The sequence below is a fragment of the Kribbella sp. NPDC000426 genome (assembly GCF_040300265.1).
Taxonomy (GTDB): Bacteria; Actinomycetota; Actinomycetes; order Propionibacteriales; family Kribbellaceae; genus Kribbella.
The window spans coordinates 505,696-532,574 of sequence record NZ_JBEPDK010000006.1; the positions used below are offsets into that span (position 1 = coordinate 505,696).

Below are 26,879 nucleotides of genomic sequence, written 5' to 3' on the forward strand. Positions count from 1 at the left end.
TCGCCCAAGGAGAACGTGCTGTGTCGCTCACCCGTCGTAGGTTGCTCAAGTCCGCCGCTGCCGCTGTGCCGGTCGCCGCGCTCTCTTCTCTGCCCGCATCAGCCACCGGCACGCGTGAACCGGCCGCGATCGGGCGGCTGGCCGACAAGATCGAGGCCGGGATGGCGAAGTACGCGATCCCCGGTGCCGGTCTCGGCCTGTGGTACCGGGGTCGCGAGTACGTCCGCGGCTTCGGGGTCACCAGCGTCGACACCGGAGAACCGGTGTCCGGCGACACCGTGTTCCGGATCGGCTCGACCACCAAGACGTTCACCGCGACCGTGATGATGCGGCTCGTCGAGCGCGGACGGGTCAGCCTCGACCGTCCGGTGCGCGCGTACCTGCCCGACTTCCGGACGGCCGACCCGTCGGTCGCGGCGCGGGTGACCGTGCGCCAGCTGCTGAACCACACCGCCGGCTGGCAGGGCGACTACCTCGAGGACTACGGGGAGGGCGACGACGCGCTCGCGAAGTACGTCGCCGGGATGGCGAAGGTCCCGCAGCTCACCCCGCTGGGGAAGGTGTTCGCCTACAACAACGCCTCGCTCGGGGTGGCCGGCCGGATCATCGAGGTGGTGACCGGCAAGCCGTATGAGGTCGCCGCGCGCGAGCTCTTGGTGGATCCGCTCGGGCTCGACCACAGCCGCTTCTTCCGGAGCGAGCTGGGCGGTTTCAGCGTCGCGGCGTCGCACAACATCGTCGACGGCAAGGCGGTTGTGGAGCCCGCGTTCGATGCGCTTCCGCGCAGCCTGCAGTCGATCGGCGGGCTCATCTCCAGCGCCCGCGACCAGCTGCGGTACGCGCGCTACCACCTGGGGCACCGGGACCTGCCCAGGTTGCTCAGCGACCGCAGTCGGTTGGCGATGCAGTCGCACCCCGGTCCCGGCGGCACTCTGTTCGTCGAGCTGAACGGTGTGGGCGTCAGCTGGATGCTGCGTCCGACCGCGCAGGGTCCGACGGTGGTACAGCACGGCGGCGACTGGTCCGGTCAGCACTCCGGCTTCCTGTTCGTGCCGCAGCGGGACTTCGCGATCACGTTGCTGACCAACTCGGAGAGCGGTCCGCTGCTGGTCGCGGAGCTGTTCGCGGACGACTGGGCGCTGCAGGAGTTCGCCGGCCTCAACAACCTCCCCGCCGTACCGCGTGACCTGCCGGCGCGGCGGCTCGCGGAGTACGAGGGCACGTACGTGTCGCAGCAGATCGGTCTCGACGGCAAGCCGGAGGACCTGGCACTCGACGTGACTGCCGACAAGGGCCAGCTGGTCGCCGGTGCGGGTGGGCAGGCGCTGCTCCGGCTCGCCTTCTACCGCAAGGACTACGTGCTCTCCTTGAACCCGGACGGCACGTCGACCCACACCCGCGCCAACTTCGTCCGCGGCAGCAACGGACAGGTCGAATGGCTGCGGTACGGCGGGCGTCTGTTCCGCCACCACGCTGCCGGAGCTCGCACGACCACTCGGACGACGGCTGCCCGTGCCGCCAACCTTCGTCTGCTCAGTCGGTAGTTGTCACCATCCACAGATGCCCGTCCGGGTCGGTAAAGGTGGCTAGGTACGCCCATGGCTTGCGTACGGGCGCTGTCACCTGCACCGCTCCGGCGGCGATCGCCTTGGCGGTCCGATCGTCGACAGCAGCCTCGCTGTCGACGGTCACCGTCAGGATGCATTCGCTCTGGCCATACGGTGCGGCGGGCTGGTCGCCGAGCACCCAACCGAAACCCTCAGTTGGGATGAGCATCATCGTGACGTCGTCCGCCAGGGCGAACTGCAAGGGCTCGGGGATGCCGTCCTCGTCCGGCTCCCCTACCGGTGTCAGGCCGAGCGCCGCCTGGTAGAAGGCGTACGAGCGGGGCCGGTCCTCGATCGGGAGGCTGATGATCATCGGGTCACTCCAGCGGTGAAGCGGACGGCGTCGGAGCCGGTCAGGTGGTTCGGTGGGAGGGTACGACCGCACAGGACCAACAGGAGGTCCTGTGCTGTGCCGGTCAGCGGTGTGCCGGTGCCATAGGTCCAGTCGAGGTCGGTGGCCTGCAGCTGGATGCCGGTGAGGTCGACGCCGAAGTACTTGACCTGGCGTGGGTTCATGTCGTCGAGGATGTAGTGCAGTCGCTCAGCCGGGACCTGTCGATCGATGCCTAGCGCAACGGTCACGTCGAGGCCGTGGATCACGTCGTGCGACAGTGCGCCCACGTAGCCGCCACCTGGTGGCTTCCACGGGTGGTCGACGTTCTGGCGAAGACAGTCGACCAGCTCGGCCGATGAGAGCGCCGCAGCGTCCGCGCGGGCCTGCCGGTCGGCGTACCGTTCGAATTTGCCGCCTGCCCGGACCAGTCCGGCCAGGAACCGTGGCATCGAGACCCGGTACGGCATGGTGATGTGCGCGACCAGCTCCCGCACCCGCCACTCCTTGCATAACGTGGGCCTGTCCCAGTCGTCATCCGGCAGCCCGGCCAGCACCTCCGCCAGCTCCGTGCGTTCGGCCGCGACCGCAGTTCTGATATCCGTCATACCCCACCGACGAACGACTCAGGACCGCACAGACACCTCCTGCAATCTTTTCTGGAGGTACAGCCGCTCCGCCCCCGTGGTCGCCAGTTCGAGGGCTTCTTCGTACGACGTCTTTGCCTCGGGCCAGCGCTCCAGCCGACGCAGGAAGTCGGCCTGTGTGGCTGGCAGGAGGTGGTAGCCGGCCAGCGGTCCTTCGGCGAGCTCCTGGACCAGGCGGAGACCGATGGCTGGGCCGTCTGCCATACCGATGGCGACTGCGCGGTTGAGCGTGACAACTGGAGTCTGCGGGAGTTGGGCGTACAGACCGGCGATCTGCGGCCAGTCCGTGTCGGCTGCGGTACGGGCGGTCGCGTGGCAGGCGGCGATGGCAGCCTGCACCTGGTACGGACCTGGAGTGCCACGGTCGAGGGCTGAGTCCAGCAGATCAACGCCCTCCTTGATCTGGCTGTGGTCCCAGCGGGAGCGGTCCTGGTCGTCGAGGGTGATGAGGGCGCCGTCCTCAGCAAGCCGCGTATCGCGTCGCGCGTCGTGCAGCAGCATCAGAGCGAGCAGTCCGGCGGCCTCAGGCTCGGATGGCATCAGCTGGACGAGCAGTCTGGCCAGTCGGATCGCCTCACCGCTCAGATTGCTCCGGACGACATCGGAATACCCCTCGTTGAAGAGCAGGTACAGCACGGCGAGTACGGCGGGCGTCCGCTGCGGCAGGAGATGCGCGGGCGGCACGCGGTACGGGATGCCGGCGTGCTGGATCTTCTGCTTCGCGCGAGTCAGCCGTTTCGACATGGTCGCCTCAGGGACCAGGAACGCCCGGGCGATCTCCGCAGTACTCAGACCGGCCAGCGTGCGCAGCGTCAACGCCACGCGCGCCTCCATCGCCAGTGCGGGATGGCAGCAGGTGAACATCAACCGCAGCCGGTCGTCCGGTACGTCGTACGGCGGGTCCTGGTCGTCCTCGAGCGCCGCGACCTCACGCAGCTTGGCGGCACCCACGGCCTCGCGACGCAGCCAGTCGATCGCCCGGTTGCGCGCGGTCGTGGTCAGCCAGGCACCGGGCCGGTCCGGTACGCCGTCGACCGGCCACCGCTGGAGTGCCGCGGCGAACGCCTCCTGCGCACACTCCTCGGCGAGCTCCCAGTCGCCGGTCACCCGGATCAGAGTGGCGACCACCTGCCCCCACTCCTGCCGGTAGATGTCCTCCAACGTCACACCGGCGGCTCCAGCACCGGGCGGATCTCGATCGTGCCGTAGCCGGCCGCGGGGTGTTTCGACGCGATCTCGATCGCCTCGTCGAGGTCGGCGCAGTCGATCAGCACGAAGCCGCCGATCTGCTCCTTCGTCTCGGCGAACGGACCGTCGGTGAGCAGCAGTTGCTCGTCACGCACCCGCACCGTGGTGGCTTCGTGCGGCGGCCGCAGCCCCGCACCCCCGGCCACCACGCCGCGGGCCTCCATCTCCTCGGACCACCCGCCGCACCCGTCGTTCGCGTACTCGGTGCCGGAGGGGTCACCGCAGATCATCAGCAGGTACTTCACCCAGCCATCGTCGCAGGTCTAGCGTCGATTGAAAGGAACCTGAGGCGGGAGGGCATGTGATGACCGGACGGATCGTGCACTTCGAGGTGCCGTACGACGACGGTGAGCGAGCGCGGGCGTTCTACCGCGAGGCGTTCGGGTGGAACCTGATGGAAATGCCCGAGATGAACTACACGATGGTGTCGACCGGACCGGTGAACGAGCAGTCGATGCCGTCCGAGCCCGGGTTCATCAACGGCGGCATGTACCGGCGCACCGGCGAGCTGACCCGCCCGATCCTGACCGTCGACGTACCGGACATCGACGCGGCCTGGAAGACCATCGAGAGCCTCGGCGGCGAGCGTGTCGGCGAGAAGCTGCCGGTCGGCGACATGGGCTTCGCGGCGTACTTCAAGGACCCGGAAGGCAACGTTCTCGGGCTCTGGCAGACCGCCTGACAACACTCTGGAGGCTCCCGGCGGGCCAAGGTCTTGACAAGCTTGCGCAACTTGGCGCAATCTTGCCGAAACCTTGGCGCAACCTCTGGGAGCCTTCGTGAACCCCACCCTGACCGACGTCGCGCAGCGCGCGGGCGTCTCGCTGTCGACCGCGTCCCGGGCGTTCAGCGACCCGGACCGGATCGGCCGCGACACCCTGCGCCGGATCATCACCGCCGCGGAGGAGATCGGGTACGTCGCCTCGGCCGGCCGCCGCTCGCGGTCGAGCCTGCCGACCCGCTCGTCCACCGTCGCGATGATCGTCCCGGACATCGGCAACCCGGTCTGGGCGAGCTTCGTCAAGGCTGCCCAGGCGCACGGCTGGAACCGCCGCCACACGGTCGTGCTGACCGACACCGACGGCAGTCCGGACCGCGAGCGGGAGATCATCGGCGAGTTGCACGAGCGCGTCGACGGGTTCGTCGTCTGCTCGCCCCGCCTGCCCGCGCACGACATCGCCGAGCTGTGCGGTGACACGCCGCTCGTGCTGGTGAACCGGACGAGCGACGAGACCAACAGCGTCGTGCCGGACGCCGCGGACGGTCTGCGCCAGGCTTTGGAGTACCTGCGGGTCCTTGGTCACGAGCATGTCGCCTACGCCCAGGGCTCGCCGTTGTCATGGTCGAACCAGACGCGGGTGGAGGCGATCCAGCAGCTCGCTGACCAGGCCGACATCGAACTCGAGGTGCTCGGTTGGCAGGCCGAGACCGTGGCCGGCGGCCAGGCAGCGGCGGCCAGCGTCGTCGCTTCCGGCGCCACCGCGGTGATCGCCCACAACGACCTGATGGCGCTGGGCATCATGGCCGGCGCGACCGCGCTCGGTGTCGAGGTGCCTGGCGAGCTGAGCGTGGTCGGCATCGACGACACTCCGCTCGCGGAGGTCGGCCGCCCGACGCTGACCAGCATCCAGGTGCCGATGTCGCGCGCCGGCGTGATGAGCATCGACATGCTCCACCAGCAACTGACCGCGGAGACGCCGACCGAGCCACGCACGATCACGCTGCCCACCCAGCTGGTAGTCCGTCAGAGCACCGGCCCGGTGGCCGGCTGGACGCCGGCCCGCCGCGATCGGAGCGACGGATGAGAGTCGTCATCACCGACCCCAACCTGCTCCCCCTGCGGTCCGAGCTCGAGGCGTTGTTGCCCGACGCCGACCTGGACTGGCTCCCCGACGATCTCCTGGCCAGCCTGAAGTCCGCCGACGTCCTCGTCGGTCCGGCGTTCGACCAGGAGATGGCGGATGCGGCACCGGGTCTCCGGCTCGTCCAGGTCGCCGGCGCCGGCACGGACCGAGTCACGGCCGACGGCGTACCCGTTGCGAACACCTATCACCACGAGGACTCGATCGCGGAGTACATCGTTTGGGCCCTGATCGCCCTTCGCCGCGAATTCCCCCAGGCCGACGCTGCCCTGCGCGCGAACCGCTGGCGCTCGCCCGTCTACGACCCCGCGCTCCCCCAGCCGCAGACGCTGGCTGACGCGAAGGTCGGCTTCCTCGGCTTCGGTCACATCGGCCGGGCGACCTGGCGAGTCCTCCAGGCCTTCGGCGCCCAGGCCCAAGCTGTCACCGCGAGCGGAAAGGCCGAGGGAGTCAGCTGGGCCGGTGACACGAGTCAGCTCCCAAGGCTGCTGGACGAGTCGAACGTCCTGATCGTCTCCGCGCCGCTGACCGAGGACACCCGCGGCATCATCGGCGCCGCGGAACTCGAGCGGCTCGGCGCCGACGGCGTACTGGTGAACGTTGCCCGCGGCCCGCTGGTCCAGGAACTCCCGCTGTACGACGCGCTTCGCAACCGCACGATCCGCGGCGCCGCCTTGGACGTCTGGTACTCCTACCCGTCGACCGGCAACCAGGCCCGACCGGCCGACGCGCCCTTCGGCGAGCTCGACAACGCCCTGCTGACGCCGCACCTGTCCGGGATCACCCGGCAGACGTACCGCGGCCGCATCCACGACATCGCCGCGAATATCACAGCCCTTGCTGAGGGCAACGAACTGCGCAACCTCGTCCGACCCTGAGAGCACCCACCATGACCGATCGCATCATCGCCGCCGAGGTCGTCGTCACCAGCCCCGGCCGCAACTACGTCACGCTCAAAGTCCAGACCGCGGACGGCCTCGTCGGGTACGGCGACGCGACCGTCAACGGCCGCGAACTCGCCGTCGCGAGCTATCTGCGCGACCACGTCGTACCGCTGCTGACCGGCCTCGACCCGGCGCGGATCGAGGACACCTGGCAGTACCTGTACCGCGGGGCGTACTGGCGCCGCGGCCCGATCACGATGGCCGCGATCAGCGCGGTCGACCTGGCCCTGTGGGACATCAAGGGCAAGGCGGCCGGAATGCCCGTCTACCAGCTGCTCGGTGGCGCGGTCCGCGACAAGGTCCTCGCCTACACGCACGCATCCGCGTGGGAGCTTCCGGCGCTGCTCGACGAGGTCGACGCGCGGCGGCAGGACGGGTTCCGCGCGGTCCGCGCGCAGTCCGGCGTACCAGGGCTGGAGACGGTGTACGGCGTACATCGCGACGCCGGCGGATACGAGCCGGCGAAGCGCGGCGCCGTACCCGTGGTCGAAGCGTGGGACACCGATGCGTACCTGCGCCACATCCCGGGCGTGCTCGCCGCCGTCCGAGAGCATGTCGGTCCCGAGCTGGCCTTGCTGCACGACGCACATCACCGGCTGACCCCACAGCAGGCCGCACGACTCGGCAAGGCGCTCGAACCCGCGGACCTGTTCTGGCTCGAGGACGTGACCCCGGCGGAGAACCAGGACGCGCTGCGCCTGGTCCGGCAGCACACCACCACCCCGCTGGCGATCGGCGAGGTGTTCAACTCGATCTACGACTGCAAGGACCTGATCACCGAGCAGCTGATCGACTACATCCGGGTCGCGGTCGCGCACGCCGGCGGGATCAGCCACCTGCGCACGATCCTGGCGCTCGCCAGTGTGTACCAGGTCAAGGCCGCTCCGCACGGCCCGTCCGACGTCTCGCCGGTCTCGTTCGGTGCGAGCGTCCACCTTGGGCTGTCGACGCACAACTTCGGCATCCAGGAGTACATGGGGTACGACGCGCTCGCGCACGAGGTCTTCCCGCACTCGTGGTCGTTCAGCGACGGCTACCTGCACCCGGGCGAAGCGCCCGGTCTCGGCGTCGAGCTCGACGAGGCGCTGGCCGCGAAGTTTCCCTACGAACCCGCCTACCTGCCCGTCGCGCGTCGGCTCGACGGCTCTGTTACCGACTGGTGAGCGCCTTGAACCGCACCTCGGTGTCCAAGCACCTTCTCAGCCGTCCGCCCGTCGGCACCGGCATCGTGCATCTAGGCCTGGGCAACTTCCACAGAGCGCATCAAGCCGTCTACACCGCGAACGCCGGCGACGGCTGGGGTGTCCTCGGTGTCGCGAGCCGCTCGTCCGAGGTCGCCGATGCGATGAACGCGCAGAACGGCCTGTACTCGGTGCTCGAGCTGTCGCCGGAGGGCTCGTCGATCAGCGTGCCGGGTGTCCACACCGGCGCGATCGTTGCCGCTGGCAACCCTGCAGCGGTGGTCGACGCCATCGCCGCCGAGGACACCCGCATCGTCTCGATGACGGTGACAGAACACGGCTACTGCATGGATCCGAGCACGCATCGGCTCGCGCTGGATCACCCAGGCATCGTCGCGGATCTGTCCGGCGCGACGCCGCGTACGGTCATCGGGCAGATCGCACGCGCTCTGGAACGGCGGGCCGCGACGCACGGCGCGCCGATCACCGTCCTCAACTGCGACAACATGCAGTCGAACGGTCGACAGACCCGCTCGTTGGTCCTCGAGTTCCTCCAGGGGAGCAAGGCGGAGAGCTGGATCGCCGAGAACGTCGCCTTCCCGAACTCGATGGTCGACCGGATCGTGCCGGCGACCACGGACGCCTACCGTGCGTCGGCGTACGAACTGCTGGGGGTGCACGACCGCAGCCCGGTGCCGGCCGAGCCGTTCACGATGTGGGTGATGGAGGACCACTTCGCCGCCGGGCGACCGGCCTGGGAGCGCGGCGGCGCGATCTTCTCCGACGAGGTCGAGGCCTACGAACTGCTCAAGCTCCGCCTGCTCAACGGCACCCATTCCTTGATCGCGTACCTCGGTGCGCTCGACGGGCACTCGACGATCCCCGGGGCTCGGGCCACCGGGTTCATCGAGGCCGCGGCCCGCGCGGTCCTGGAGGACGAGTACCTGCCGACCGTCACGCCGCCGCGCGACTTCGACGTCAAGGCGTACATAGCCTCGCTGTTCGAGCGGTGGTCCAACGACGCGCTCGGGCACCGGACCCAGCAGGTCGGCAGCGACGGATCGGTGAAGCTGCCGCAGCGGGTCCCCGAGCCCGCGCTCGAGCTGCTGAAGCAGGGCGTGATGCCCGAACACCTCGCGCTCACGGTCGCCGCCTGGCTGTGTTGCGTCGTGCCCCTGTCCGGGTTCGATCCCGGTCCGCACGCGCGGGCCATGGTCGACCCGGCCCGCGAGCGGCTCGGGGCGCTCGCGGCGCAGGCCCGCAGTACCGGGGAGCTGGTCCGGTCGGCGATCGGACAGGTCTTCTCCACCGAACTTGCCGAGAGCAATGACTTTGCCCGGCGCGTGACCGACTACGTCGCCGTCATCACCCGTGACGGCGTCCGCGTCGCGGCCCGTGCGGCCGCGCGCTCCCGTACGTCCCGGCCGCACGCCTCGCCCGCGGCCTGAGACCCCGAAGGAATCCGCCATGCACACCTTGGCCCCTGAACCGACGCTTGATCCAACTCCGCAGGAGACCCGGCGCGCCGCGCTCGCCGGCCTGATCGGCACCGCGCTCGAGCAGTACGACTTCGTCATCTACGGGACCGCGTCCGCGCTGGTCTTCAGCCACCTGTTCTTCCCCAACATCTCCGCGTCGGCCGGGCTGCTGGCGAGCTTCAGCGCGTACGCGGTCGGGTTCTGCGCCCGTCCGCTCGGCGGCTTCTTCTTCTCGCGGTACGGCGATCGGCTCGGGCGCAAGTGGATCCTGGTGGCCACGCTGACCCTGATGGGCGTTGCGACGATGGCGATCGGCGTGCTGCCGACGTACGAGACGGTGGGCGTTTGGGCGCCGATCCTGCTCGTGCTCAGCCGGTTTCTGCAGGGCTTCGGCGCCGGTGCGGAGCAGTCCGGCGGCGCGACCCTGCTGACCGAGACGGCTGTGCGTGGCAAGCGCGGACGGCTGGCGGCGCTGATCATGACCGGTGCCGCGGCGGGTACGGCGCTCGGAGCCGGCGCGTGGGCGCTGGTCCAGCTGCTGCCGGATGATCAGCTGATGTCGTGGGGTTGGCGGCTGGTGTTCCTGAGCAGTGCGTTCGTCACGGTCGCGGCGTACGTCCTGCGGCGGAAGCTGAAGGAGACGCCGGTCTTCGCCGAGATCAAGGCGGAACGTACGGCGGCCGCGGCGCCGGTGCGCGAGGTGTTCCGGAACGGCAAGAAAGCAGTTGCCCTGGTCACCTTGATGACGGTCGGGCTGAGCGTGCAGTCGTACACGTACCAGGTGTTCATGGCCTCCTACCTCAAGGGGACCGTGAAGATCGACGCGCAGACCGTACCGGAGATCCTGCTGGTGGGAGCGATCTTCGGCGGCCTCGGCGCGGTCGTGCTCGGCTACCTGTCCGACCTGTTCGGGCGACGGCCGCTGTTCCTCGGCATCACCGGACTGTTGCTGCTGCTGCCGTTCCCGACGTTCATTGCCTTGAGCACCGGCAATCTCACCGTCATCTACCTGGCCATGATCATCGGGTTCGTGTTCGCCTGCCAGGGCGGTGTGGCAGTGACGATGAGCTACCTCCCGGAGCTGTTCGGCAGCCGGTACCGGTACGCCGGTGTCACGCTGGGGCGCGAGTTCGCCGCCGTACTCGGTGGTGGTTTCGCGCCGCTGATCGCGGTCGCGCTGATGGGCGCCTTCGACTCGTGGGTGCCGGTCGCGATCTACATGACCGTCGCGATGGCGATCACGTTCGGCGCCGGATTGGCCGCGCCGGAGACCCGCGACCGTGACCTGCTCGCACCCGAGAACGCCACCGACCGCACACCGGTCGCCGCCTCCGCCGCGGCGCCCGTCACCGCAACGGCCTGAAGGAGAGACATGAAGGCGATCGTCATCCGGAGCAAGCTCGACCTGGTCGAGACCGAGCTGCCGACCCCGGAACCGCAGGCCGGCGAGGTTCGCCTCCGGATGGCGTACGGCGGGATCTGCGGGTCCGACCTGCACTACTACCACGAGGGCGCGAACGGCTCGTTCGTCGTCCGCGAACCGCTGGTGCCCGGCCACGAACTGTCGGGCACCGTCGACCTCGACCCGTCCGGGGAGTTCGCGCCGGGCACACCGGTGACGATCCATCCGGCCACCTTCGGTACTCCGGAGCCGGGCATCGAGGACCGTCCGCACCTGTGGCCGAACGGCGCCTACCTCGGCAGCGCGTCCACCTGGCCGCACACGCAGGGCGGCCTGAGCGAGTTCGTTGTCGTAGGCAATCACATGGTCCGGACGCTGCCGCCTTCGTTGCCGTTGCGGCGCGCTGCGCTGGCCGAGCCGCTCGCGGTCGGGCTGCATGCATTGGAGATTGCCGGCGGCGTGAAAGGCCGGCGTGTGCTGGTCTCGGGCTCGGGTGCGATCGGTCTACTGACTGCAGCGGCAGCGCTGGCCGCCGGCGCGACCGAGGTGGTGACGACCGACGTCCTTCCGGGGCCACTACAGCGGGCCCGGGAGCTCGGCGTACATCGAGCGCTGCAGGTCGGCACGGACGAGGTCCCGTCCGGGTACTTCGACGTCGCCCTCGAGTGCACCGCCGTACCGGCCGCGATCAGCACCGCGATCGACGCAGCCCGCCGCGGCGGAATCGTCGTACTCGTGGGCATTCCGGCCGACGAGCCACGCGGCGTGAACCTCGCTCCGGTGGTCTCCCGCGAACTCCAGATCCGAGGCACGCTCCGCTTCAACAACGAGATCGACCACGCGATCGAACTCCTGAACGCGAATCCCGAGCTCGAGCGCGTGATCACCCACGAGTACCCGGCCGACCAGGCCGTCGAAGCCTTCGCCACCGCCACCGACTCCAACACCTCCGGCAAGGTCCTCCTCTCCCTCTGGCCCTAGCCACACCCCACCCACCCGACGCCCGCCCGCCCCACACCCCGCCCGGCAGGCTGCCATCCGCCCGCCGGGCGACGTTGCCACCAACGCGCCGACTGCCACCGGACCGCCGGACCCGGCCAGGCACCCAACTCCCATCTCCATCCTCTTCTTTCTCGCCTGTCGGAGTGGTGGAGGCGATGACGAGGTCGGCGTACACCCTCAGTTCACGGTCGAGTGCCTAGACTGCGAGGTGTGTTGGCTCCGGTGGTGTCCTCGGGAGGACTGAATGCCTGACCGTATCCAGACCATTGCGTATCCGGCGCCGGGGTCTCGGCCGTCGCGGCGGGATCCGGATCCGCTCGCGCCGCATGTGATCGTGCTGTTCGGGGCGACCGGTGACCTGGCCAAGCGCAAGCTGCTGCCGGGGCTGGCCTATCTGCAGCAGTCCCGGTTCACGCCCGACGTACGCATCATCGGTACGGCGACCGAGGAGATGACCTCGGACGAGTTCCGGGCCCGTGCCCGGGAGGCCGTTGAGATGTTCGGCATGCACAAGCTGACCGACGAGCAGTGGGCGCAGTTCTCCGAGACGCTCGACTACGTGCCGGTGACCGCCGGGCCAGAGGCGCTGGCGAGCGCGGTGAAGGCGGCCGAGGAGCACCTCGGCCCCGACGTACGCCGGTTGCACTACCTCTCGGTGCCCCCGAAGGCGGCCCAGTCGGTGATCGCGATGCTGCGCGACGCGGATCTGGTGGACCGGGCCCGGGTGGTGATGGAGAAGCCGTTCGGCGACGACCTGGCCAGCGCGATCAAGCTCAACGACTTCGTCCACGAGACCTTCGACGAGTCGCAGATCTTCCGGATCGACCACTTCCTCGGCAAGGAAGCGGCGCTGAACATCCTCGCGTTCCGGTTCGCGAACGGCCTGTTCGAGCCGATCTGGAACCGGAACTTCATCGACCATGTGCAGATCGACATCCCGGAGTCGCTCGGGCTGGACCAGCGCGCGACGTTCTACGAGCCGACCGGCGCCTTCAAGGACATGGTCGTGACACACCTGATGCAGGTGATGTCGTTCGTGGCGATGGAGCCGCCGACCGCCCTGGAACCGCGGGCGATCTCGGAGGAGAAGAACAAGGTCTTCCGCTCGATGCTGCCGCTCGACCCCGCCTGCGTGGTGCGCGGTCAGTACGGCGGTTACCGCAGCGAGGAAGGTGTCGCGCCCGACTCCGACACCGAGACGTTCATCGCGCTGAAGGTCGAGATCGACAACTGGCGCTGGGCCGGTGTGCCGTTCTTCCTGCGGACCGGCAAGAAGCTGGCCGAGGGCCAGCGGATCATCTCGATCGCCTTCAAGGAGGCGCCGAAGACGATGTTCCCGTCCGGCTCCGGCGTCGGCTCGGAAGGCCCGGACCACCTGACCTTCGACCTGGCCGACTCGTCCCGGGTGTCGCTGTCGTTCTACGGCAAGCGCCCCGGCCCGGGCATGCGCCTGGAGAAGCTCTCGATGCAGTTCTCCACCCAGGAGACCGAGAGCGCGGGCGACGTGCTCGAGGCGTACGAGCGTTTGATCCTCGACGCGATGCGCGGCGACCACACCCTGTTCACGACGGCCGAGGGCATCGAGTCCCTGTGGGACCGCTCGGCCCCGCTGCTCGACGACCCGCCGCCGGTCAAGCCCTACCAGGCCGGCACCTGGGGCCCGAACGCCATCCACCAACTGATCGCTCCCCGCGCCTGGCGCCTCCCCTTCGAAAGGGAGTGGCGGGAGTAGTTAGGCTGCCGCGCATGCGGGAGATATTGGTGATCGGGGTCGGGGCCGGCGATCCGGAGCAGGTGACGATGCAGGGTGTGTCGGCGCTGAACCGGGTCGACGTGTTCTTCGTGCTGGACAAGGGCGAGGTCAAGCAGGAGCTGGTCGATCTGCGGTCCGAGATCCTGCGGCGGTATGCGACGTCGAAGGACTACCGGGTCGTGGTCGGCCGTGACCCGGAGCGCGACCGCACGGCTTCGGCGTACGTCGAGGCCGTGGACGACTGGCGCCGGCGCCGGGCCGATGTGTGCGCGGAGCTGATCGCGTCCGAGCTGGCTCCGGACCAGGTGGGTGCGTTCCTCGTCTGGGGCGATCCGTCGCTGTACGACAGCACGCTGGCGATCCTCGACGACATCCAGGCGCGGGGTGAGCTCGACTTCGAGGTCGAGGTGATTCCCGGGATCAGCAGCGTGTCGACGCTGGCGGCGCGGCATCGGGTCGGGTTGAACCAGGTGGGCCGGCCGATCCAGATCACCACCGGGCGGCGGCTCGCGGCCGGCTGGCCGGACGGGGTGGACGACGTGGTGGTGATGCTCGACGCGCAGACGGCGTTCACCGAGCATCTCGACCAGGACGCGGAGATCTACTGGGGTGCGTACCTCGGGACGCCGGACGAGATCCTCATCTCCGGGCCGCTGCACGAGGTCGCGGCCGAGATCGAGAAGGTCCGCGCCGAGGCCCGCGACCGCAAGGGCTGGATCATGGACACGTACTTGGTGAGGCGAAGCACGCCGCCTTCAGCGGCAGGTGAGAGGTAGGCAGGCGGCATAGACCAAAGGTGTAGGTCTGGTGGACTTCGGACCGACGCGGGGATGCCGGGGGCCGGGTGAGGCTCTTGGCATGAAGAGAATCTTGGTGGGATTGGTTGCCGGCTTGGTGCCGGTGGGGTTGCTGGTGGGCCTCGCCGGGCCGAGTGACGCGGCGCCGCAGAACGTCGTACGAACTGACAACGGGCTGGTGGCGAGCAAGACCGTCGGGGACTCGCAGGTCTTCGACGGGATCCCGTACGCCGCTCCTCCGGTCGGCGCGCTGCGCTGGAAGGCGCCGCAGCCGGCGAAGCCGTGGACCGGCGTACGCGAGTCGAAGGTCGGCAACGTGTGCCCGCAGCAAGCGAACTCCGAGGCGCCGGACGGATCGACCACCGAGGACTGCCTCTACCTGAACGTCACCACCCCGTCCAAGCCGTCCGGGAAACCGCGCGCCGTCGTCGTCTGGCTGCCCGGCGGCGGGTTCTTCTCCGGCGCCGGCAGCAGTTACGAGGCGTCGAAGTTCGCCGCCCGCGGCGACGTGGTCGTCGTGACGGTCAACTACCGGCTCGGCATCTTCGGCTTCTTCGGGTATCCGGGCCTGACGGGCTCCGGCACCTTCGGCCTGCAGGACCAGCAGGCGGCCCTGCGCTGGGTGCAGCGGAACGCGCGGGCCTTCGGTGGCGACCCACGCAACGTCACCGTGGCGGGTGAATCCGCCGGTGGCATGAGTGTCTGCGCCCAGCTGACCTCGCCGACCTCCACGGGCCTGTTCTCGAAGGCGATCATGCAGAGCGGCTCCTGCGCGTTCGACTGGGCCGACAACAGCCAGTACCCGGGTCAGGAGGCCGGCTCGTTCTGGGTCCCGGCCGGCGCGGTGCAGGCGCACGGCAAGGAATGGGCCGCCGGCAACAAGGCCAAGTTCGGGTGCAAGCCCGGACAGTCGATGCTGGACTGCCTCCGCGGGACGAAGTCCGACGTACTGGTCGACGACACGCTCGAGTTCGTCCAGATCGGGTACGGCCAGACTGCCGCCGTACCGCTGTCACCGGCCGGCGCGCTGAAGGCCGGACTGTTCCACCGGGTACCGATCATCTCCGGGAACAACCACGACGAGGCGAACGCCTGGCTGTCCGCGTTCGGTGACATCAAGGACTACCCGCAGCTGGTGACGAACATGGTCGGCGCTCAGAAGGCTGCGCAGGTGCTCAACCACTACCCGCAGACCAACTACGAGTCGCCCGCCGCGGCGTGGGGCGCTGTCACCACGGACCGGCTCTGGTCGTGCACACAGGTCGCTTCGGACCAGCAGGCCGCCGCGAAGGTACCGGTGTACGCATACGAGTTCGCAGACAAGCACTCCCCGATCGCTGCGGCCGGACTGGGAGCCGCACACGGCACGGAGCTCCCGTACCTGTTCCGGCTGGGCGGATACGACTTCCCGATGTCAGCGACCCAGCAGACGCTGTCGAACCAGATGATCGACTACTGGACGTCGTTCGCCCGGACCGGCAACCCGAACGGCGCCGGCCGACCGCACTGGTCGCCGACCGGCGTACGTGAAGTCAAGGGACTCTCACTCGCGCCGACGGATCAGAGCGGCATCCAGCAGGTCAGCCTGAGCACCGAGCACCAGTGCGGGTTCTGGTCACGCCTTGGCTGACCTCTTCCTCCACACCGGCATGAGGACCGGCGACAGGAGAAGCAGGAGCAACGCATAGAAGTTCACTCCGGGAACGAAGGCCGCCAGTACGAAGGCCACGACGGTCAACCCGGTCAGCATCAGCGAGCCGATCAGCTCGCTCTGCTTGACCGGGTTGTCCGGCTTCTCGAGGTCCTTGCTCCCGTGGATCATCCAGGTGATCGCGGACTGGCAGACACTCAGCGCCAGGATCGTGCCGGTGTACAAGCCGGCCGTGAACCGGTCGCTGGGGAAGGCCCCGATGATCTCGGTCGGGAACGGCAGTACGACGATCGTGAGCAGCCAGAGCAGGTTCACCCGGATCAGCCTCGTCGTGTACGCCCGGACGTGTTCGAAGACCCGGTGATGGCCCAGCCAGAAGTTGGCGATCACCACGAAGCTCAGCAAGAACGTGAAAAGCTCCTGCCGGTGGTCCTGGATCACGCTGACCGCGTCACCGCCTTCGGCCTTCACCTCCGGCACCAGGTCCACCAGCGGCAGCACCAGCAGGGTGATGGCGATCGCGACGACCGCGTCGGTGAACAGGACCAGCCGGTCGGGGTCTCTCGTCGTACTCACGGCCGAAAGAGTAGCCGTCAGGTGTGTCGTTCGCGGAGCAGGCTGATCGACAGGACGGCCGCCGCGAACACGAATCCGGCTGCGGCGAGCCACGCTGCGCCGTACCCGTCCCTGAGGGCTTGGAGGGTGCCTTCGGAGTGGCGGTGTGCTGTGGTCGAGGCGGCGAGGGTGGCCAGTACGGCGGTGCCGATGGCCGCGCCGGCCTGTTGGGCGGTGTTGTTGAGCCCTGAGGCCAGTCCGGCGTCGCTGGCGTCCGCGCCGGACATGGCAAGCATGATCGATGCCGGGATGGCCACGCCGATACCAGCGCCCATCACGGCAAGCACCGGGCCCACGTTGACGACGTACGAGCCGTCGACCGGCGCCTGGCTGATCCAGAGCAGCGCCAGCACGAACACAGCCAGTCCGGCGATCAGCATCTTGCGCGGGCCGAAGCGGACGGTGAGTCGTGGGGCGATGGACAGCGACATCAGTGCGTTCATGAGCGGGGCGGGCAGGAACGCCAGGCCGGTGGTGAGCGAGTCGTAGCCGAGCACGCGCTGCACGTACAGCGCGGTGGTGAACTGGAAGCCGAATCCGGCGGCGAAGAGCAGCACGACCACCAGGTTGGCCACGCTGAGCTGACGACGGCGGAAGATGCGCAGGGCAAGCAATGGGTTCTTGATGCGTGCCTGTCTTGCGACGAACGCGGCCAGCAACACGACCGACGCGGCGGCCTGCAGGAGCGTGCGGGTGAGGGTCGCGTTGGGCTCTGCGGTCTGGACGATCGTGTAAACACCCAGCGAGAGCCCTGCGGTGACGAGCACGGCTCCCAGTACGTCGGCACCTCTGGCCAGGCCTAGCCCGGGCCGGTGGGACAGCAGGCGTAATGCGAACACCAGTGCGATCGCACCGATCGGCACGTTGATCAGGAACGCCCAGTGCCAACCGATGGTCTGGGTGATCACGCCACCGAGGATCAGCCCAATCGACGCACCGCTGGCGGCTGTGAAGCTGTAGACACCCATGGCGCGCGCCTGATCTCCCGGGGCTGGGTAGAGGTTCACGATCATCCCGAGAATCACGGCCGAGGCCAGTGCGCCACCTACGCCTTGCAGGAACCGCCCGGCGATCAGGACCTCGGCGCTGCCCGCCAGCCCGCACAGGAGCGACGCCGCCGTGAACAGGGCGAGGCCGGCGAGGAAGATCCGCTTGCTGCCGATCAGGTCGCCGATCCGGCCGGCGAGCAGGAGCAGTCCGGCGAAGGCGATCAGGTACGAGTTCATCACCCAGGCCAGGCCTGCCTGCGAAAACCCCAGATCACCTTGGATCGTGGGCAACGCCACCGTCACCACCGTGCCGTCGAGAATGATCATCAACTGCATCACGCAGAGCACGACCAGCGCCTTACCGCGCCCGCGCACCGCCGCCTCCACCACATCCACGCTCACAGCCGTCTCCTTCGATCTGTTGTGTAAGCGACCATAGCAGATAGTTCTTTAGTAGACGATCTCTTATCGGATGACTAAATGGGCTGAGACTTGCGCGCGGCGCGGCTAGGGTCGATCGAATGAGAGACGAGCCGACTGAGATCTCATGCGACCTCGTAGCCCGGATCCTCAAGGAACACTGGGGTTTCACGGCTGTGGAGGTTGTCTACGCAGCGGTGGGCTTCGGCAGCTACCACTGGATCGCCTCCGATCTTGACGGACATCGCTGGTTCGCAACCGCCGATCGCGTCGGCCGGGATGGCGCGCAGGCGATCACCGCCGCCATGCAGACAACCCGAGAACTGGCCGACCGCGGCTACGAGTTCGCAGTCGCGCCATTGGCTGATCGGCGTGGGCAGCTGGTCCGCGAAGTCCTGCCTGGTTGGACGCTGATGGTGCTGCCGTACCTGCAGGGCTGGAGTACACCGGACGGCTCGTGGGACGATCCCGCCGAGCGCGAGCAGATCGCACCTATCGTCGGCCGCCTGCATGCGGCTGCAGCACCGGAAGCCTTACAGCGCTGGGATTTCGCCATCCCCCACCGTGACGGACTACTCGCCGCACTGGCCGACCTCGACCACCCGTGGTCCAGCGGCCCGTACGCCGAGCCGACGCGCCTGCGACTGGCCGGCGCAAGCTCCTACGTCTGCAGCCGACTGGAGTACTACGACACCCTCGTACGCGAGGTCGAGGCCTCACCCGACCCCTGGGTCATAACCCACGGCGAACCCCACAGCGCCAACGTCCTCCGCACCCCCGACGGCCAGATGCTCCTGGTCGACTGGGAAACAGCCCGCCTCGCACCCCGCGAACGCGACCTGGCCGCATTCCTCGACAACTCCGCGGAGGTACTCACGGCCTACCAGTCAGAAGCCGGCCCCATCACCCCCAACCCCACAGCCTTAGAACTCTTCGAGGCCTGGTGGCCCCTAACCGAGATCACCTCCTACGTAGCCCTCTTCCGCCACCCACACCACGCCTCCGAAGACACCAAGCAGTCCTGGCACGAACTGACGGAGTACCTCCCTGGGTAGGTCAGCTGGCGCGTTGGCGGGAGCGGCGTATGGGTTGGGCTGTGGTGGGGGTGGCTAGGGGGCCGTCGACGAGCGTGGTGAGGGCGTCGATGAAGGATTTGCGGTGGGGGGCGGGGAGGGTGTTGAGGGCGTTGGCGTGGACCTGGTCGACTATTTTCTGGCCTTCGGCGGCGATCTTGGCGCCGGCGGGGGTGACGGCGATGATGCGGGCGCGGCGGTCGGTGGCGGAGGGTTTGCGTTCGGCGTAGCCGGCTTCCTCGAGCGCGTCGACGGTGACGACCATCGTGGTCTTGTCCATGTACGCGAGCTCGGCGATCTGGATCTGGGTTCGCTCGGCCTCGAGTGCGTGCCGCAGTACGCACTGCATGCGCAGCGTCAGGCCGACCTCCGCCAGCGCCGCGGACAGCTGGGTCTCCAGGACGTGGCCGGCGTGCGTGAGGTACCCGGTCAGGTCGGGCACGGTGCGTTCCGGAGGTTGCGCCATACCTCCGAGAGTAGCGCGGGATCGTCCGGCCGCAGATGATCCGGAGCTGGATCATTCCCCGCGGGCGCCGTCGATCAGCTCGCGGACCACATCGAGGTGGCCGAGGTGCCGCGCCGACTCCTGCAGTACGTCGAGCAGCAGCCGCTCGATCCGGATCGGGCCGCGGTACCCCTCGATGAACCCGGTCCAGTCCACCTCGCGCAGCGTCTGCTGCGACCGCTCCCACTCCGCGTCGTACGCCGCGACGACCGACGCGATCGTCTCGTCCGGCCCGATCCGGAACTCGTAGTCGTGGTCGTCCGACCGCCACAGCGACGGGAGGTCCTGGCCGCCGATCGTCCGCTGGATGTGCTGGCGTTGCACCGCGGTCAGGTGTTTGATCAGCCCGAGCGGATTCATCACCGGCGACGTGGCGAGCGGCGTCGCGCGCGCCTGCTGCTCGTCCAGCCCGTCCAGCTTGTTCACCGCGGTGGTGTGGACGAACTCGAAGTACCCGATCACCGATTGCGCGAGCGTCAGGTCGTCACCCGGCCACGGCCGGTCTCTCAACACCATGCGCCGCACTCTGTCACCCGGCGCCGACAGTAAATGGCGAGCGCCCGGGATGGCGGAAATGCGACGGCTTGCTCGACGACCACCGCGATGTCGCGAAACCGCCAGTGTGGCGTTATTGCAACTAGTTCGCTCGACACTATGACTCTTCTGGAAACCCGTACGCCGACCGTTCGGTGGCTCGGAGTCGTCGCCGTGACGCTCGGGATCTTCGCGATCACCACCACGGAGATCCTTCCGATCGGACTGCTCAATCCGATCGGTGCGGATTTCGCGCTCACTCCAGGGCGCACGGGGTGGTTGATGACCATGCCCGGGCTGGTCGCCGGTGCCGCCGCTCCGATCGTCACGGTCGCCACAGCCCGGCTGGACCGCCGGCTGATGCTCTGCGTGCTGATGGTGCTGCTGGCCGCCGCCGGCTTCTTGGCAGCGGCCGCACCGGTCTTCTGGCTCGAGCTGGTTGCCAGATTCGTTGTCGGACTGACCATCGGCGGCTTCTGGTCGATCGCCGCCGGTCTCGCCGGTCGCCTGGTCCCGGAGCGCTGGGCGCCGCGGGCGACAGCCGTCATCTTCTCCGCGGTGCCGCTCGGCTCGGTACTCGGCGTACCAGCAGGCACGTTCCTCGGTCAGCTGGCCGGCTGGCGTACGTCGTTCGCCGCGCTCGGAGTACTCGGTGTGGTGGCGCTGGTCGCCCTGCGGACCACGGTGCCTCCGCTACCTCCCGTGCAAGTCACACGGACCGCAGTACTCCGCGAAGCGCTTCGCGGCAGCCGCGGCGCTCTTGTGGTGACCTGCTTGATCGTCACGGCCCAGTTCGCGGCCTACACGTACGTGACACCGTTCCTGCGAGGTGTCGTACGCCAGGAGCTCATTGGACTGTTCCTTCTCATCTACGGAGCCGCGGGACTGGTGGGCAACCTCATCGCCAGTACGGCGGCTGTCCGGAACCTGAAGGCGACGTTCGCTACCTGCGCAGGGCTGATCGCGGCAGCAACCCTCCTGCTGCCGGTCGCGGGCCACACTGCCGCCGGAGCCCTTGCGGTGCTCGTGGTCTGGGGACTCGGGTACGGCGGCATCCCGGTCTGCTCGATGAGCATGTTCGCCCAGGCCTCACCGCAGTCGCGTGAGGCGGCGACGGTGTGGTTCACGTCGTCGTACCAGGCGGTGTTGTCGATCGGCGCGCTGCTCGGCGGGCTCGTGGTGGACGCGTGGTCCCTGCCGGCGGCGATGGTGGCCGGCGGCGGGTGTGCGGCGCTGGCGGTGGCGGTGCTGCTGTGGTCCAGAACACACGAGGTCACGGGGACGTAGCATCGCGGGCATGGCGCGGACCGAGACCGATCGATGCCCTGGTGTGCTGGCAGTGCACCAGGCGGCGGACGGCGGTCTGGCTCGAGTCCGGTTGCCCGGTGGGTGGCTGACTGCTGAGCAGCTCGACGTACTGCGGGTTGCTGCAGCCGGCCTGGGTGACGGACGGCTGGAACTCACATCCCGCGCGAACGTGCAGATCCGCGGGCTGGACGCGCGTGGGCCGCGGGAGCTGTCGGACCGGTTGTTTAAATCCGGTCTGCTCCCGTCGATCGCCCACGAGCGTGTGCGCAACATCCTGGCGTCGCCGCTGTCCGGACTGGACGATGAGTCGCGGTACGACGTACTCCCGCTGGCGGGCGCGCTGGACCGGGCGCTCTGTGATCGGCCGGGGCTGGCGGAGTTGCCCGGGCGGTTCTTGTTCGCGCTGGACGACGGGCGGGGCGATCTGGCCGATGTGCGGGCCGACGTCGCTGTGCGCGCCTTGGACGAGCGGAGTGCTGTGCTGAGCCTCGGCAACCGCGGTGTGCGGATCGGGTGGGGTCAGGTGCCGGACCTGATGTTGGCTGCCGCGGAGGCGTTCCTGGAGGTGCGGGACCAGGAGTGGCGGATCGCTGAGGTGCCTGATGGCGAGAAGCGGATCCTGGCACGCCTCGGGCTGACTGCGGACGAGCCGCTGGACACCAGCACCACCCAGGTAACAGCCGGTGTACACGGCACGGCGCAGGTCGTGACAGTCCCCCTCGGAAGCCTCACCCAACCCCAGGCAACCGCCCTGGCCGCAGCCGCCGGCACAACCGGGGTGCGCGTTACGCCTTGGCGGTCTGTGGTGGTTGAGGTGGGGGCTGCTGGGTTGGAAGAGGTTGGGTTGGTCACTGAGGCCGACTCGGTCTGGGAGGGTGTGACTGCCTGTGCCGGGAGGCCGGGGTGTGCGAAGGCGCTGGCTGATGTCCGTGCGGACGCTGTGCGGCTGATGCCCACGTTCGCCCGTGACGGGCGGCGGGTGCATTGGGCTGGGTGTGCGCGGCGGTGTGGGAAGCCGAGTGGTGGGTTTGTGGATGTGGTTGCGGTGGGCGATGGCTACTTGGTGGATGGGGAACGGGTGTGAGTTTCGAGTACGTGCGCGACGGTGCGGAGATCTATCGGCGGTCGTTTGCGACGATCCGGACCGAGGCGGAGCTGGACGGGTTGCCGGCTGAGGTGGCGCAGGTCGCCGTACGGATGATTCATGCGTGTGGGATGACCGACCTGGTGGCGGACCTCGCCTGGTCGCCCAACGTCGTGAAGAACGCGCGTGCTGCGCTGCAAGGCGGTGCGCCGGTGCTGTGTGACGCGCAGATGGTGGCGGCCGGCATCACCCGGCGGAGGCTGCCGGCGGACAACGAGGTGATCTGCACGTTGCAGGACCCGCGGACCGCCGGACTGGCGCAGGAGCTGGGGACAACGAGGAGTGCGGCGGCAGTCGAGCTGTGGGGCGACCACCTCGACGGCGCGGTTGTTGCTATTGGCAACGCTCCGACCACGTTGTTCCACCTGCTCGACCTGCTCGCCAGTGGCGCACCGCGACCGGCGGCGGTCCTCGGCATCCCGGTCGGGTTCATCGGCGCGGCCGAGTCGAAGGACGCGCTGGCGGCAAACGAGCTCGGCCTCGAGTACCTGGTCGTCCGGGGCCGCCGCGGCGGCAGTGCGATCACCGCCGCCGCTGTCAACGCAATCGCGAGTGAGGCGGAGTGATGAGCGAGGCGAAGCCGAACACGGGACGGCTCTGGGGCGTCGGGCTCGGACCGGGTGATCCTGAGCTGGTGACTGTGAAGGCGGCCAGGCTGATCGGCGCCGCAGCTGTGATCGCCTTCCACAGCGCGCGGCACGGACGCAGCATCGCCCGCGGCGTCGCCGCGCCGTACCTGATCGATGGGCAGATCGAGGAGCACCTCGTCTATCCGCTCACCACGGAGACGACGGACCACCCTGGCGGCTACCAGGGCGCGATGGACGACTTCTACGCCGACTGCGCGGCCCGCCTGGCCGCGCATCTCGACGCCGGCCGCGACGTCGTCGTACTCGCGGAAGGCGATCCGCTCTTCTACGGGTCGTACATGCACATGCACAAACGCCTCGCCGACCGCTACCCGTGCGAGGTCGTCCCGGGCGTGACGTCGGTCAGCGCGGCCGCCGCAGTACTCGGGCGCCCGCTCTGCGAACGCGACGAGATCCTCACCGTGCTCCCCGGCACCCTCCCGCCGGACGTACTGGCGGAGCGCCTGACGGAAACCGACGCAGCGGCCGTCATGAAACTCGGCCGGACCTTCGCAGGAGTCCGCGAGGCCTTCGAGTTGGCCGGACGCGCAGACGAGGCCTGGTACGTCGAACGCGCCACCACCGACGCCCAGCGCACCGCACCCCTCAACGACGTCGACCCCGACGATGTCCCGTACTTCTCCCTCGCCCTCCTCCCGAGCCCGATCAACAACACCTTCACTCCCCCGACGACGAAGACCGCGGCCGAAGGCTCGGTGACGGTCGTCGGCCTGGGACCAGCCGGTCCGGAGTGGATGACCCCAGAGGTTCGCGCTGCGATCGCGAGCGCCGACGACGTCATCGGTTACACCACGTACGTCGACCGACTGCCCGACCGCGCCCGTCAGCGCAAGCACGGGTCCGACAACCGCGTCGAGTCCGAGCGGGCCGCCTTCGCGCTCGACCTCGCTCGCAAGGGCTCCAACGTCGTTGTGGTCTCGTCCGGTGACCCCGGCGTGTTCGCGATGGCCAGCGCGGTCACGGAGGTCGCCTCGGAGCCGGAGTACGCCGACATCGCCGTACGCGTGCTGCCCGGGATGACCGCGGCCCAGGCCGTGGCCAGCCGGGTCGGCGCACCGCTCGGGCACGACTACTGCGTCCTGTCGCTCTCGGACCGGCTCAAGCCGTGGGAGGTGATCGCCCAGCGCCTGACCGCGGCGGCCGCGGCGGACCTGGCGATCGCGATCTACAACCCCGCCTCGAAGTCGCGCACCTGGCAGGTGGCGGCGACGCGCGACCTCCTGCTCGAGCACCGCGACCCCGGTACGCCGGTCGTGATCGGGCGCGACGTGGGCGGTCCGGAGGAAGCGATCACCGTCACAACATTGGCGGAACTCGACGAACAAACGGTTGACATGCGGTGCCTGCTCCTGATCGGCTCGTCACAGACCCGCACGGTGCCACGCCCCGACGGCCCGCTGGTCTTCACCCCACGTCGCTACCCCGCGACGGTGAGTGAGGCCATCCCAGGAGCCGGTTAAATCCGCTCGCAGGCTGTGTCAGGCGCAACCCGGACGGGTAGGACCCGCGCGGAAGCCGACCAGTGAGGAGCCAGCGGACATGAGTCAGCAGTACCCCGGCGACGGCAACGCAGGCAGCGCAGGCAGCACAGCCACGATCGCCACACCCGCCGGCGCGGACACCACCACGCAGCGGTACGAGGAGGCCCGGGCCGCGGCGAGCCGGGCCATGAGCACGATCACGATCCCGGAACCGCCCGGCGCAGGCCCCGCGGAGCCGGAGGTCGCGCCGGAGCTGCTGTCGTACCGCGGGTTCAAGTTCGGCGCTGCGTTCTTCGGCTGGCTGATCGCGATCTCGATGTCGGTCCTGCTGCTGGCGGCCGTGTCCGCGGCCGCGCTCGGGACCGCCGAGGTCCTCGACTACACCACCAGCGACGCGAAGGCCCAGCCCGGCGCGGCCTCGATCACGGCGGCGGCGGTGTCGATCTTCATGCTGATGATCGCCTTCTACACCGGCGGGTACGTCGCCGGCCGGCTCGCCCGCTTCGACGGCGGCCGCCAAGGCTTCGGCGTGTGGATGATCGCGCTGGTGGTCGGTCTGCTTGTGGGCGGCGGCGGCTGGGTGCTCGACAACCAGTACGACCTGGTCGGCAGGATCAACTGGCCGGACGTGGCACTGAGCGACAACACGCTCCTGCTGGGCAGCATCGCCGCCACGGCCGCACTGCTCCTGCTGACGCTGCTGATGGCGATCCTGGGTGGCAAGAACGGCCGGCGGTACCACGACCGGATCGACGAACTGATCAGCTAGCAGGGTTTTGCTGCGGGGTACCGGACGGGAGCACGGGGCTGTCTGGTGAGGAGACACCGCTATGACCCAGCAGCATGAGGAAGACACCCGGATCGATCCGTCGCAGACCTACGACGACGACCGGACCACAACGCACGACCGCACTACGCACGACCGCACCGAGACTGGGCGGACGACGACGTCCGACCGGGGCACGTTGCCGACCAAGGATCGGGTCGATCCGGCGTACCGCGGGTTCAAGGGCGGCGCGGCCTTCTTCGGCTGGATCGTCGCGATCGGGCTGATCGCGCTGCTCACCGGGATCGTCGGGGCGGTCGCGGCCGCCGTCGACTACGCGCTGACGATCGACTGGAACAACTCGGCCGGCACCATCGGGATCGCCTCCGCGGCCGTCCTGCTGGTGATCCTGGCGATCGCCTACTACAACGGCGGATACGTCGCCGGACGGCTGGCGCGCTTCGACGGCGCCCGGCAGGGGTTCGGCGTCTGGATGATCGGCGTCATCGTGACGGCGGTCGTCGCAGGGCTCGCGGCGCTGGCCGGTTCGCAGTACGACGTCCTGGACCGGGTGGACCTGCCGTCGGTGCCGATCGATGACCGCACGCTGACAACGGGCGGTGTGGTCGTGATGATCGCGGCCGTGGTGATCACGCTGCTGGCCGCGCTGGTCGGCAGCCTGGCCGGACAGCGGTACCACAAGCGGATCGACGTGAGCTGACAAGCGGCAAACCGGACGGCGGATAGACCCGATCCGCCGTCCGGCTCACGCTTGCCTGGCAGCGCGCCATACGGCCAGGATGCGAACCATGACACGCACCGCGCTCGTCGTCGGCGGCACCAGCGGCATCGGCGCCGCCACGGCCCGCCGCCTCGCCGCGGACGGCCTGCACGTCATCGCGGCCGGCCTCGGGGCGGGGCCGACGCAGGTACAGGTCGATCTGCGGCAACCGGGTGAGCTCGAGGCGCTGATCAGCTCGCTCGGGTCGCTCGACGTGCTGGTGAACGCGGCCGGCATCATCCGGCGCGGCGACGAGCACCAGCCTGACGTGTTCCGCGAGGTCGTCGAGATCAACCTGACCGGAGCGATGCGAGCCTGCGAGGCCGCCCACGACCTGCTCGCCGCGAGCAGCGGCTGCATCGTCAACGTCGCCTCGATGCTCAGCTACTTCGGCGGCCCGCTCGTCCCGGCGTACAGCGCCTCCAAGGGCGGGATCGTCCAGCTGACCAAATCCCTCGCCGTCGCCTGGGCCGCGGACGGCATCCGGGTGAACGCGGTCGCCCCCGGCTGGATCGCCACCGACCTGACTGCCGCGCTGCAGGCCGACCCGGTCGCCTCCGAGCGGATCCTGTCCCGTACGCCGATGGCCCGCTGGGGCACGCCCGACGAGGTCGCCGGCGTGATCGCGTTCCTGTCCGGCCCCGACGCGGGCTTCGTCACCGGCACCATCGTACCCGTCGACGGCGGCTACCTGAGCATGTAGGAGACCC

27 protein-coding genes are annotated in these 26,879 nt (G+C 69.0%); 19 read left to right on the forward strand and 8 right to left on the reverse strand.

The features are described from left to right. Positions 1-20: 20 nt before the first annotated feature. Positions 21-1,544 (forward strand): serine hydrolase domain-containing protein, encoded by a 1,524-nt coding sequence (locus ABT313_RS31080; RefSeq protein ID WP_350861143.1) that lies wholly within the window; start codon positions 21-23, stop codon positions 1,542-1,544. Here the strand turns inward: ABT313_RS31080 and ABT313_RS31085 are convergent. From ABT313_RS31085 to ABT313_RS31100, 4 genes are read right to left on the reverse strand one after another with little or no spacing between them, the layout of a single operon-like run. Further along, positions 1,534-1,920: a VOC family protein gene (locus tag ABT313_RS31085; RefSeq protein WP_350861145.1), complete on the reverse strand. Its 387-nt coding sequence runs from the start codon at positions 1,918-1,920 to the stop codon at positions 1,534-1,536. The two genes, ABT313_RS31080 and ABT313_RS31085, sit on opposite strands and share 11 nt — an antisense overlap. After that, complete coding sequence (locus ABT313_RS31090; RefSeq protein ID WP_350861147.1) at positions 1,917-2,546, reverse strand: maleylpyruvate isomerase family mycothiol-dependent enzyme; 630 nt, start codon at positions 2,544-2,546, stop codon at positions 1,917-1,919. The genes ABT313_RS31085 and ABT313_RS31090 overlap by 4 nt, the downstream gene beginning before the upstream one ends. An 18-nt stretch (positions 2,547-2,564) precedes the next feature. Continuing rightward, positions 2,565-3,752 carry an RNA polymerase sigma factor gene (locus tag ABT313_RS31095; RefSeq protein WP_350861149.1) on the reverse strand — a complete coding sequence of 396 codons (1,188 nt, stop codon included), beginning with the start codon at positions 3,750-3,752 and terminating at the stop codon, positions 2,565-2,567. After that, complete coding sequence (locus tag ABT313_RS31100) at positions 3,749-4,078, reverse strand: YciI family protein (protein ID WP_350861151.1); 330 nt, start codon at positions 4,076-4,078, stop codon at positions 3,749-3,751. Before ABT313_RS31100 ends, ABT313_RS31095 begins: the two co-directional genes overlap by 4 nt. A 59-nt stretch (positions 4,079-4,137) precedes the next feature. Between ABT313_RS31100 and ABT313_RS31105 the strand changes: the two genes are divergently transcribed. The 10 genes from ABT313_RS31105 to ABT313_RS31150 all read left to right on the forward strand — a co-directional run bounded on the left by ABT313_RS31105 (position 4,138) and on the right by ABT313_RS31150 (position 15,882). Then, the gene (locus ABT313_RS31105) at positions 4,138-4,515 is read left to right on the forward strand and encodes a VOC family protein (protein WP_350861153.1); all 378 of its coding nucleotides are present in this window, start codon (positions 4,138-4,140) and stop codon (positions 4,513-4,515) included. Positions 4,516-4,612: 97 nt separating this feature from the next. Then, positions 4,613-5,638 (forward strand): LacI family DNA-binding transcriptional regulator, encoded by a 1,026-nt coding sequence (locus ABT313_RS31110; RefSeq protein WP_350861155.1) that lies wholly within the window; start codon positions 4,613-4,615, stop codon positions 5,636-5,638. Further along, positions 5,635-6,573: a 2-hydroxyacid dehydrogenase gene (locus tag ABT313_RS31115; protein ID WP_350861157.1), complete on the forward strand. Its 939-nt coding sequence runs from the start codon at positions 5,635-5,637 to the stop codon at positions 6,571-6,573. The genes ABT313_RS31110 and ABT313_RS31115 overlap by 4 nt, the downstream gene beginning before the upstream one ends. 11 nt (positions 6,574-6,584) lie before the next feature. Then, positions 6,585-7,802, forward strand: coding sequence for a D-mannonate dehydratase ManD (manD, locus tag ABT313_RS31120; RefSeq protein WP_350861160.1), 1,218 nt, complete (start codon positions 6,585-6,587; stop codon positions 7,800-7,802). Continuing rightward, positions 7,799-9,268, forward strand: a complete 1,470-nt coding sequence (locus ABT313_RS31125; RefSeq protein WP_350861162.1) for a mannitol dehydrogenase family protein — start codon at positions 7,799-7,801, stop codon at positions 9,266-9,268. Before manD ends, ABT313_RS31125 begins: the two co-directional genes overlap by 4 nt. A gap of 19 nt (positions 9,269-9,287) precedes the next feature. After that, positions 9,288-10,661: an MFS transporter gene (locus ABT313_RS31130; protein WP_350861164.1), complete on the forward strand. Its 1,374-nt coding sequence runs from the start codon at positions 9,288-9,290 to the stop codon at positions 10,659-10,661. A 9-nt stretch (positions 10,662-10,670) separates the two neighbouring features. After that, positions 10,671-11,681: a zinc-binding dehydrogenase gene (locus ABT313_RS31135; RefSeq protein WP_350861166.1), complete on the forward strand. Its 1,011-nt coding sequence runs from the start codon at positions 10,671-10,673 to the stop codon at positions 11,679-11,681. Positions 11,682-11,946: 265 nt separating this feature from the next. Beyond that, the gene (gene zwf, locus ABT313_RS31140; RefSeq protein WP_350861168.1) at positions 11,947-13,434 is read left to right on the forward strand and encodes a glucose-6-phosphate dehydrogenase; all 1,488 of its coding nucleotides are present in this window, start codon (positions 11,947-11,949) and stop codon (positions 13,432-13,434) included. Positions 13,435-13,448: 14 nt separating this feature from the next. Beyond that, the gene (gene cobF / locus ABT313_RS31145; protein WP_350861170.1) at positions 13,449-14,231 is read left to right on the forward strand and encodes a precorrin-6A synthase (deacetylating); all 783 of its coding nucleotides are present in this window, start codon (positions 13,449-13,451) and stop codon (positions 14,229-14,231) included. Between the two features lie 82 nt (positions 14,232-14,313). Next, positions 14,314-15,882, forward strand: coding sequence for a carboxylesterase/lipase family protein (locus ABT313_RS31150; RefSeq protein ID WP_350861172.1), 1,569 nt, complete (start codon positions 14,314-14,316; stop codon positions 15,880-15,882). Here ABT313_RS31150 and ABT313_RS31155 read toward each other — a convergent pair. Together ABT313_RS31155 and ABT313_RS31160 are read right to left on the reverse strand one after the other, a co-directional pair. Further along, positions 15,868-16,479, reverse strand: coding sequence for a TMEM175 family protein (locus ABT313_RS31155; protein WP_350861174.1), 612 nt, complete (start codon positions 16,477-16,479; stop codon positions 15,868-15,870). The two genes, ABT313_RS31150 and ABT313_RS31155, sit on opposite strands and share 15 nt — an antisense overlap. A gap of 17 nt (positions 16,480-16,496) precedes the next feature. Then, complete coding sequence (locus tag ABT313_RS31160) at positions 16,497-17,909, reverse strand: DHA2 family efflux MFS transporter permease subunit (RefSeq protein ID WP_350861176.1); 1,413 nt, start codon at positions 17,907-17,909, stop codon at positions 16,497-16,499. A 119-nt stretch (positions 17,910-18,028) separates the two neighbouring features. Between ABT313_RS31160 and ABT313_RS31165 the strand changes: the two genes are divergently transcribed. After that, complete coding sequence (locus ABT313_RS31165) at positions 18,029-18,982, forward strand: phosphotransferase enzyme family protein (RefSeq protein WP_350861178.1); 954 nt, start codon at positions 18,029-18,031, stop codon at positions 18,980-18,982. A gap of 1 nt (position 18,983) precedes the next feature. Here ABT313_RS31165 and ABT313_RS31170 read toward each other — a convergent pair whose 3' ends face one another. Beyond that, positions 18,984-19,466, reverse strand: coding sequence for a MarR family winged helix-turn-helix transcriptional regulator (locus tag ABT313_RS31170; protein ID WP_350861180.1), 483 nt, complete (start codon positions 19,464-19,466; stop codon positions 18,984-18,986). A gap of 51 nt (positions 19,467-19,517) precedes the next feature. Further along, the gene (locus tag ABT313_RS31175) at positions 19,518-20,021 is read right to left on the reverse strand and encodes a mycothiol transferase (RefSeq protein ID WP_350861182.1); all 504 of its coding nucleotides are present in this window, start codon (positions 20,019-20,021) and stop codon (positions 19,518-19,520) included. 138 nt (positions 20,022-20,159) lie between these two features. On the opposite strand from ABT313_RS31175, the gene ABT313_RS31180 reads away from it, so the two are divergent. The 7 genes from ABT313_RS31180 (at position 20,160) to ABT313_RS31210 (ending at position 26,872) form a co-directional block, all read left to right on the forward strand. Then, positions 20,160-21,326: an MFS transporter gene (locus ABT313_RS31180; RefSeq protein ID WP_350861184.1), complete on the forward strand. Its 1,167-nt coding sequence runs from the start codon at positions 20,160-20,162 to the stop codon at positions 21,324-21,326. 10 nt (positions 21,327-21,336) lie between these two features. Further along, positions 21,337-22,431 carry a ferredoxin-like domain-containing protein gene (locus ABT313_RS31185; protein ID WP_350861186.1) on the forward strand — a complete coding sequence of 365 codons (1,095 nt, stop codon included), beginning with the start codon at positions 21,337-21,339 and terminating at the stop codon, positions 22,429-22,431. Next, entirely contained in the window at positions 22,428-23,057 is a 630-nt protein-coding gene (locus ABT313_RS31190) for a precorrin-8X methylmutase (protein WP_350861188.1), read from the forward strand. The genes ABT313_RS31185 and ABT313_RS31190 overlap by 4 nt, the downstream gene beginning before the upstream one ends. After that, positions 23,057-24,601, forward strand: coding sequence for a precorrin-2 C(20)-methyltransferase (locus ABT313_RS31195; protein ID WP_350861190.1), 1,545 nt, complete (start codon positions 23,057-23,059; stop codon positions 24,599-24,601). Before ABT313_RS31190 ends, ABT313_RS31195 begins: the two co-directional genes overlap by 1 nt. 79 nt (positions 24,602-24,680) lie before the next feature. Beyond that, entirely contained in the window at positions 24,681-25,391 is a 711-nt protein-coding gene (locus ABT313_RS31200) for a hypothetical protein (protein ID WP_350861192.1), read from the forward strand. A gap of 61 nt (positions 25,392-25,452) precedes the next feature. Then, entirely contained in the window at positions 25,453-26,109 is a 657-nt protein-coding gene (locus ABT313_RS31205) for a hypothetical protein (protein ID WP_350861193.1), read from the forward strand. Between the two features lie 88 nt (positions 26,110-26,197). Beyond that, positions 26,198-26,872: an SDR family NAD(P)-dependent oxidoreductase gene (locus ABT313_RS31210; protein WP_350861195.1), complete on the forward strand. Its 675-nt coding sequence runs from the start codon at positions 26,198-26,200 to the stop codon at positions 26,870-26,872. The last annotated feature ends 7 nt before the right edge of the window (positions 26,873-26,879 follow it).

Excerpts from the sequence above, each read along its gene's own strand:
- zwf (WP_350861168.1), top strand. The coding sequence starts at position 11,947 with ATGCCTGACCGTATCCAGACCATTGCGTATCCGGCGCCGGGGTCTCGG.
- ABT313_RS31180 (WP_350861184.1), top strand. The coding sequence starts at position 20,160 with ATGACTCTTCTGGAAACCCGTACGCCGACCGTTCGGTGGCTCGGAGTC.
- ABT313_RS31195 (WP_350861190.1), top strand. The coding sequence starts at position 23,057 with ATGAGCGAGGCGAAGCCGAACACGGGACGGCTCTGGGGCGTCGGGCTC.
- ABT313_RS31170 (WP_350861180.1), bottom strand. The coding sequence starts at position 19,466 with ATGGCGCAACCTCCGGAACGCACCGTGCCCGACCTGACCGGGTACCTC.
- ABT313_RS31165 (WP_350861178.1), top strand. The coding sequence starts at position 18,029 with ATGAGAGACGAGCCGACTGAGATCTCATGCGACCTCGTAGCCCGGATC.
- manD (WP_350861160.1), top strand. The coding sequence starts at position 6,585 with ATGACCGATCGCATCATCGCCGCCGAGGTCGTCGTCACCAGCCCCGGC.
- ABT313_RS31115 (WP_350861157.1), top strand. The coding sequence starts at position 5,635 with ATGAGAGTCGTCATCACCGACCCCAACCTGCTCCCCCTGCGGTCCGAG.
- ABT313_RS31105 (WP_350861153.1), top strand. The coding sequence starts at position 4,138 with ATGACCGGACGGATCGTGCACTTCGAGGTGCCGTACGACGACGGTGAG.
- cobF (WP_350861170.1), top strand. The coding sequence starts at position 13,449 with ATGCGGGAGATATTGGTGATCGGGGTCGGGGCCGGCGATCCGGAGCAG.
- ABT313_RS31150 (WP_350861172.1), top strand. The coding sequence starts at position 14,314 with ATGAAGAGAATCTTGGTGGGATTGGTTGCCGGCTTGGTGCCGGTGGGG.
- ABT313_RS31090 (WP_350861147.1), bottom strand. The coding sequence starts at position 2,546 with ATGACGGATATCAGAACTGCGGTCGCGGCCGAACGCACGGAGCTGGCG.
- ABT313_RS31210 (WP_350861195.1), top strand. The coding sequence starts at position 26,198 with ATGACACGCACCGCGCTCGTCGTCGGCGGCACCAGCGGCATCGGCGCC.
- ABT313_RS31130 (WP_350861164.1), top strand. The coding sequence starts at position 9,288 with ATGCACACCTTGGCCCCTGAACCGACGCTTGATCCAACTCCGCAGGAG.
- ABT313_RS31200 (WP_350861192.1), top strand. The coding sequence starts at position 24,681 with ATGAGTCAGCAGTACCCCGGCGACGGCAACGCAGGCAGCGCAGGCAGC.
- ABT313_RS31175 (WP_350861182.1), bottom strand. The coding sequence starts at position 20,021 with ATGGTGTTGAGAGACCGGCCGTGGCCGGGTGACGACCTGACGCTCGCG.
- ABT313_RS31185 (WP_350861186.1), top strand. The coding sequence starts at position 21,337 with ATGGCGCGGACCGAGACCGATCGATGCCCTGGTGTGCTGGCAGTGCAC.
- ABT313_RS31135 (WP_350861166.1), top strand. The coding sequence starts at position 10,671 with ATGAAGGCGATCGTCATCCGGAGCAAGCTCGACCTGGTCGAGACCGAG.
- ABT313_RS31085 (WP_350861145.1), bottom strand. The coding sequence starts at position 1,920 with ATGATCATCAGCCTCCCGATCGAGGACCGGCCCCGCTCGTACGCCTTC.
- ABT313_RS31205 (WP_350861193.1), top strand. The coding sequence starts at position 25,453 with ATGACCCAGCAGCATGAGGAAGACACCCGGATCGATCCGTCGCAGACC.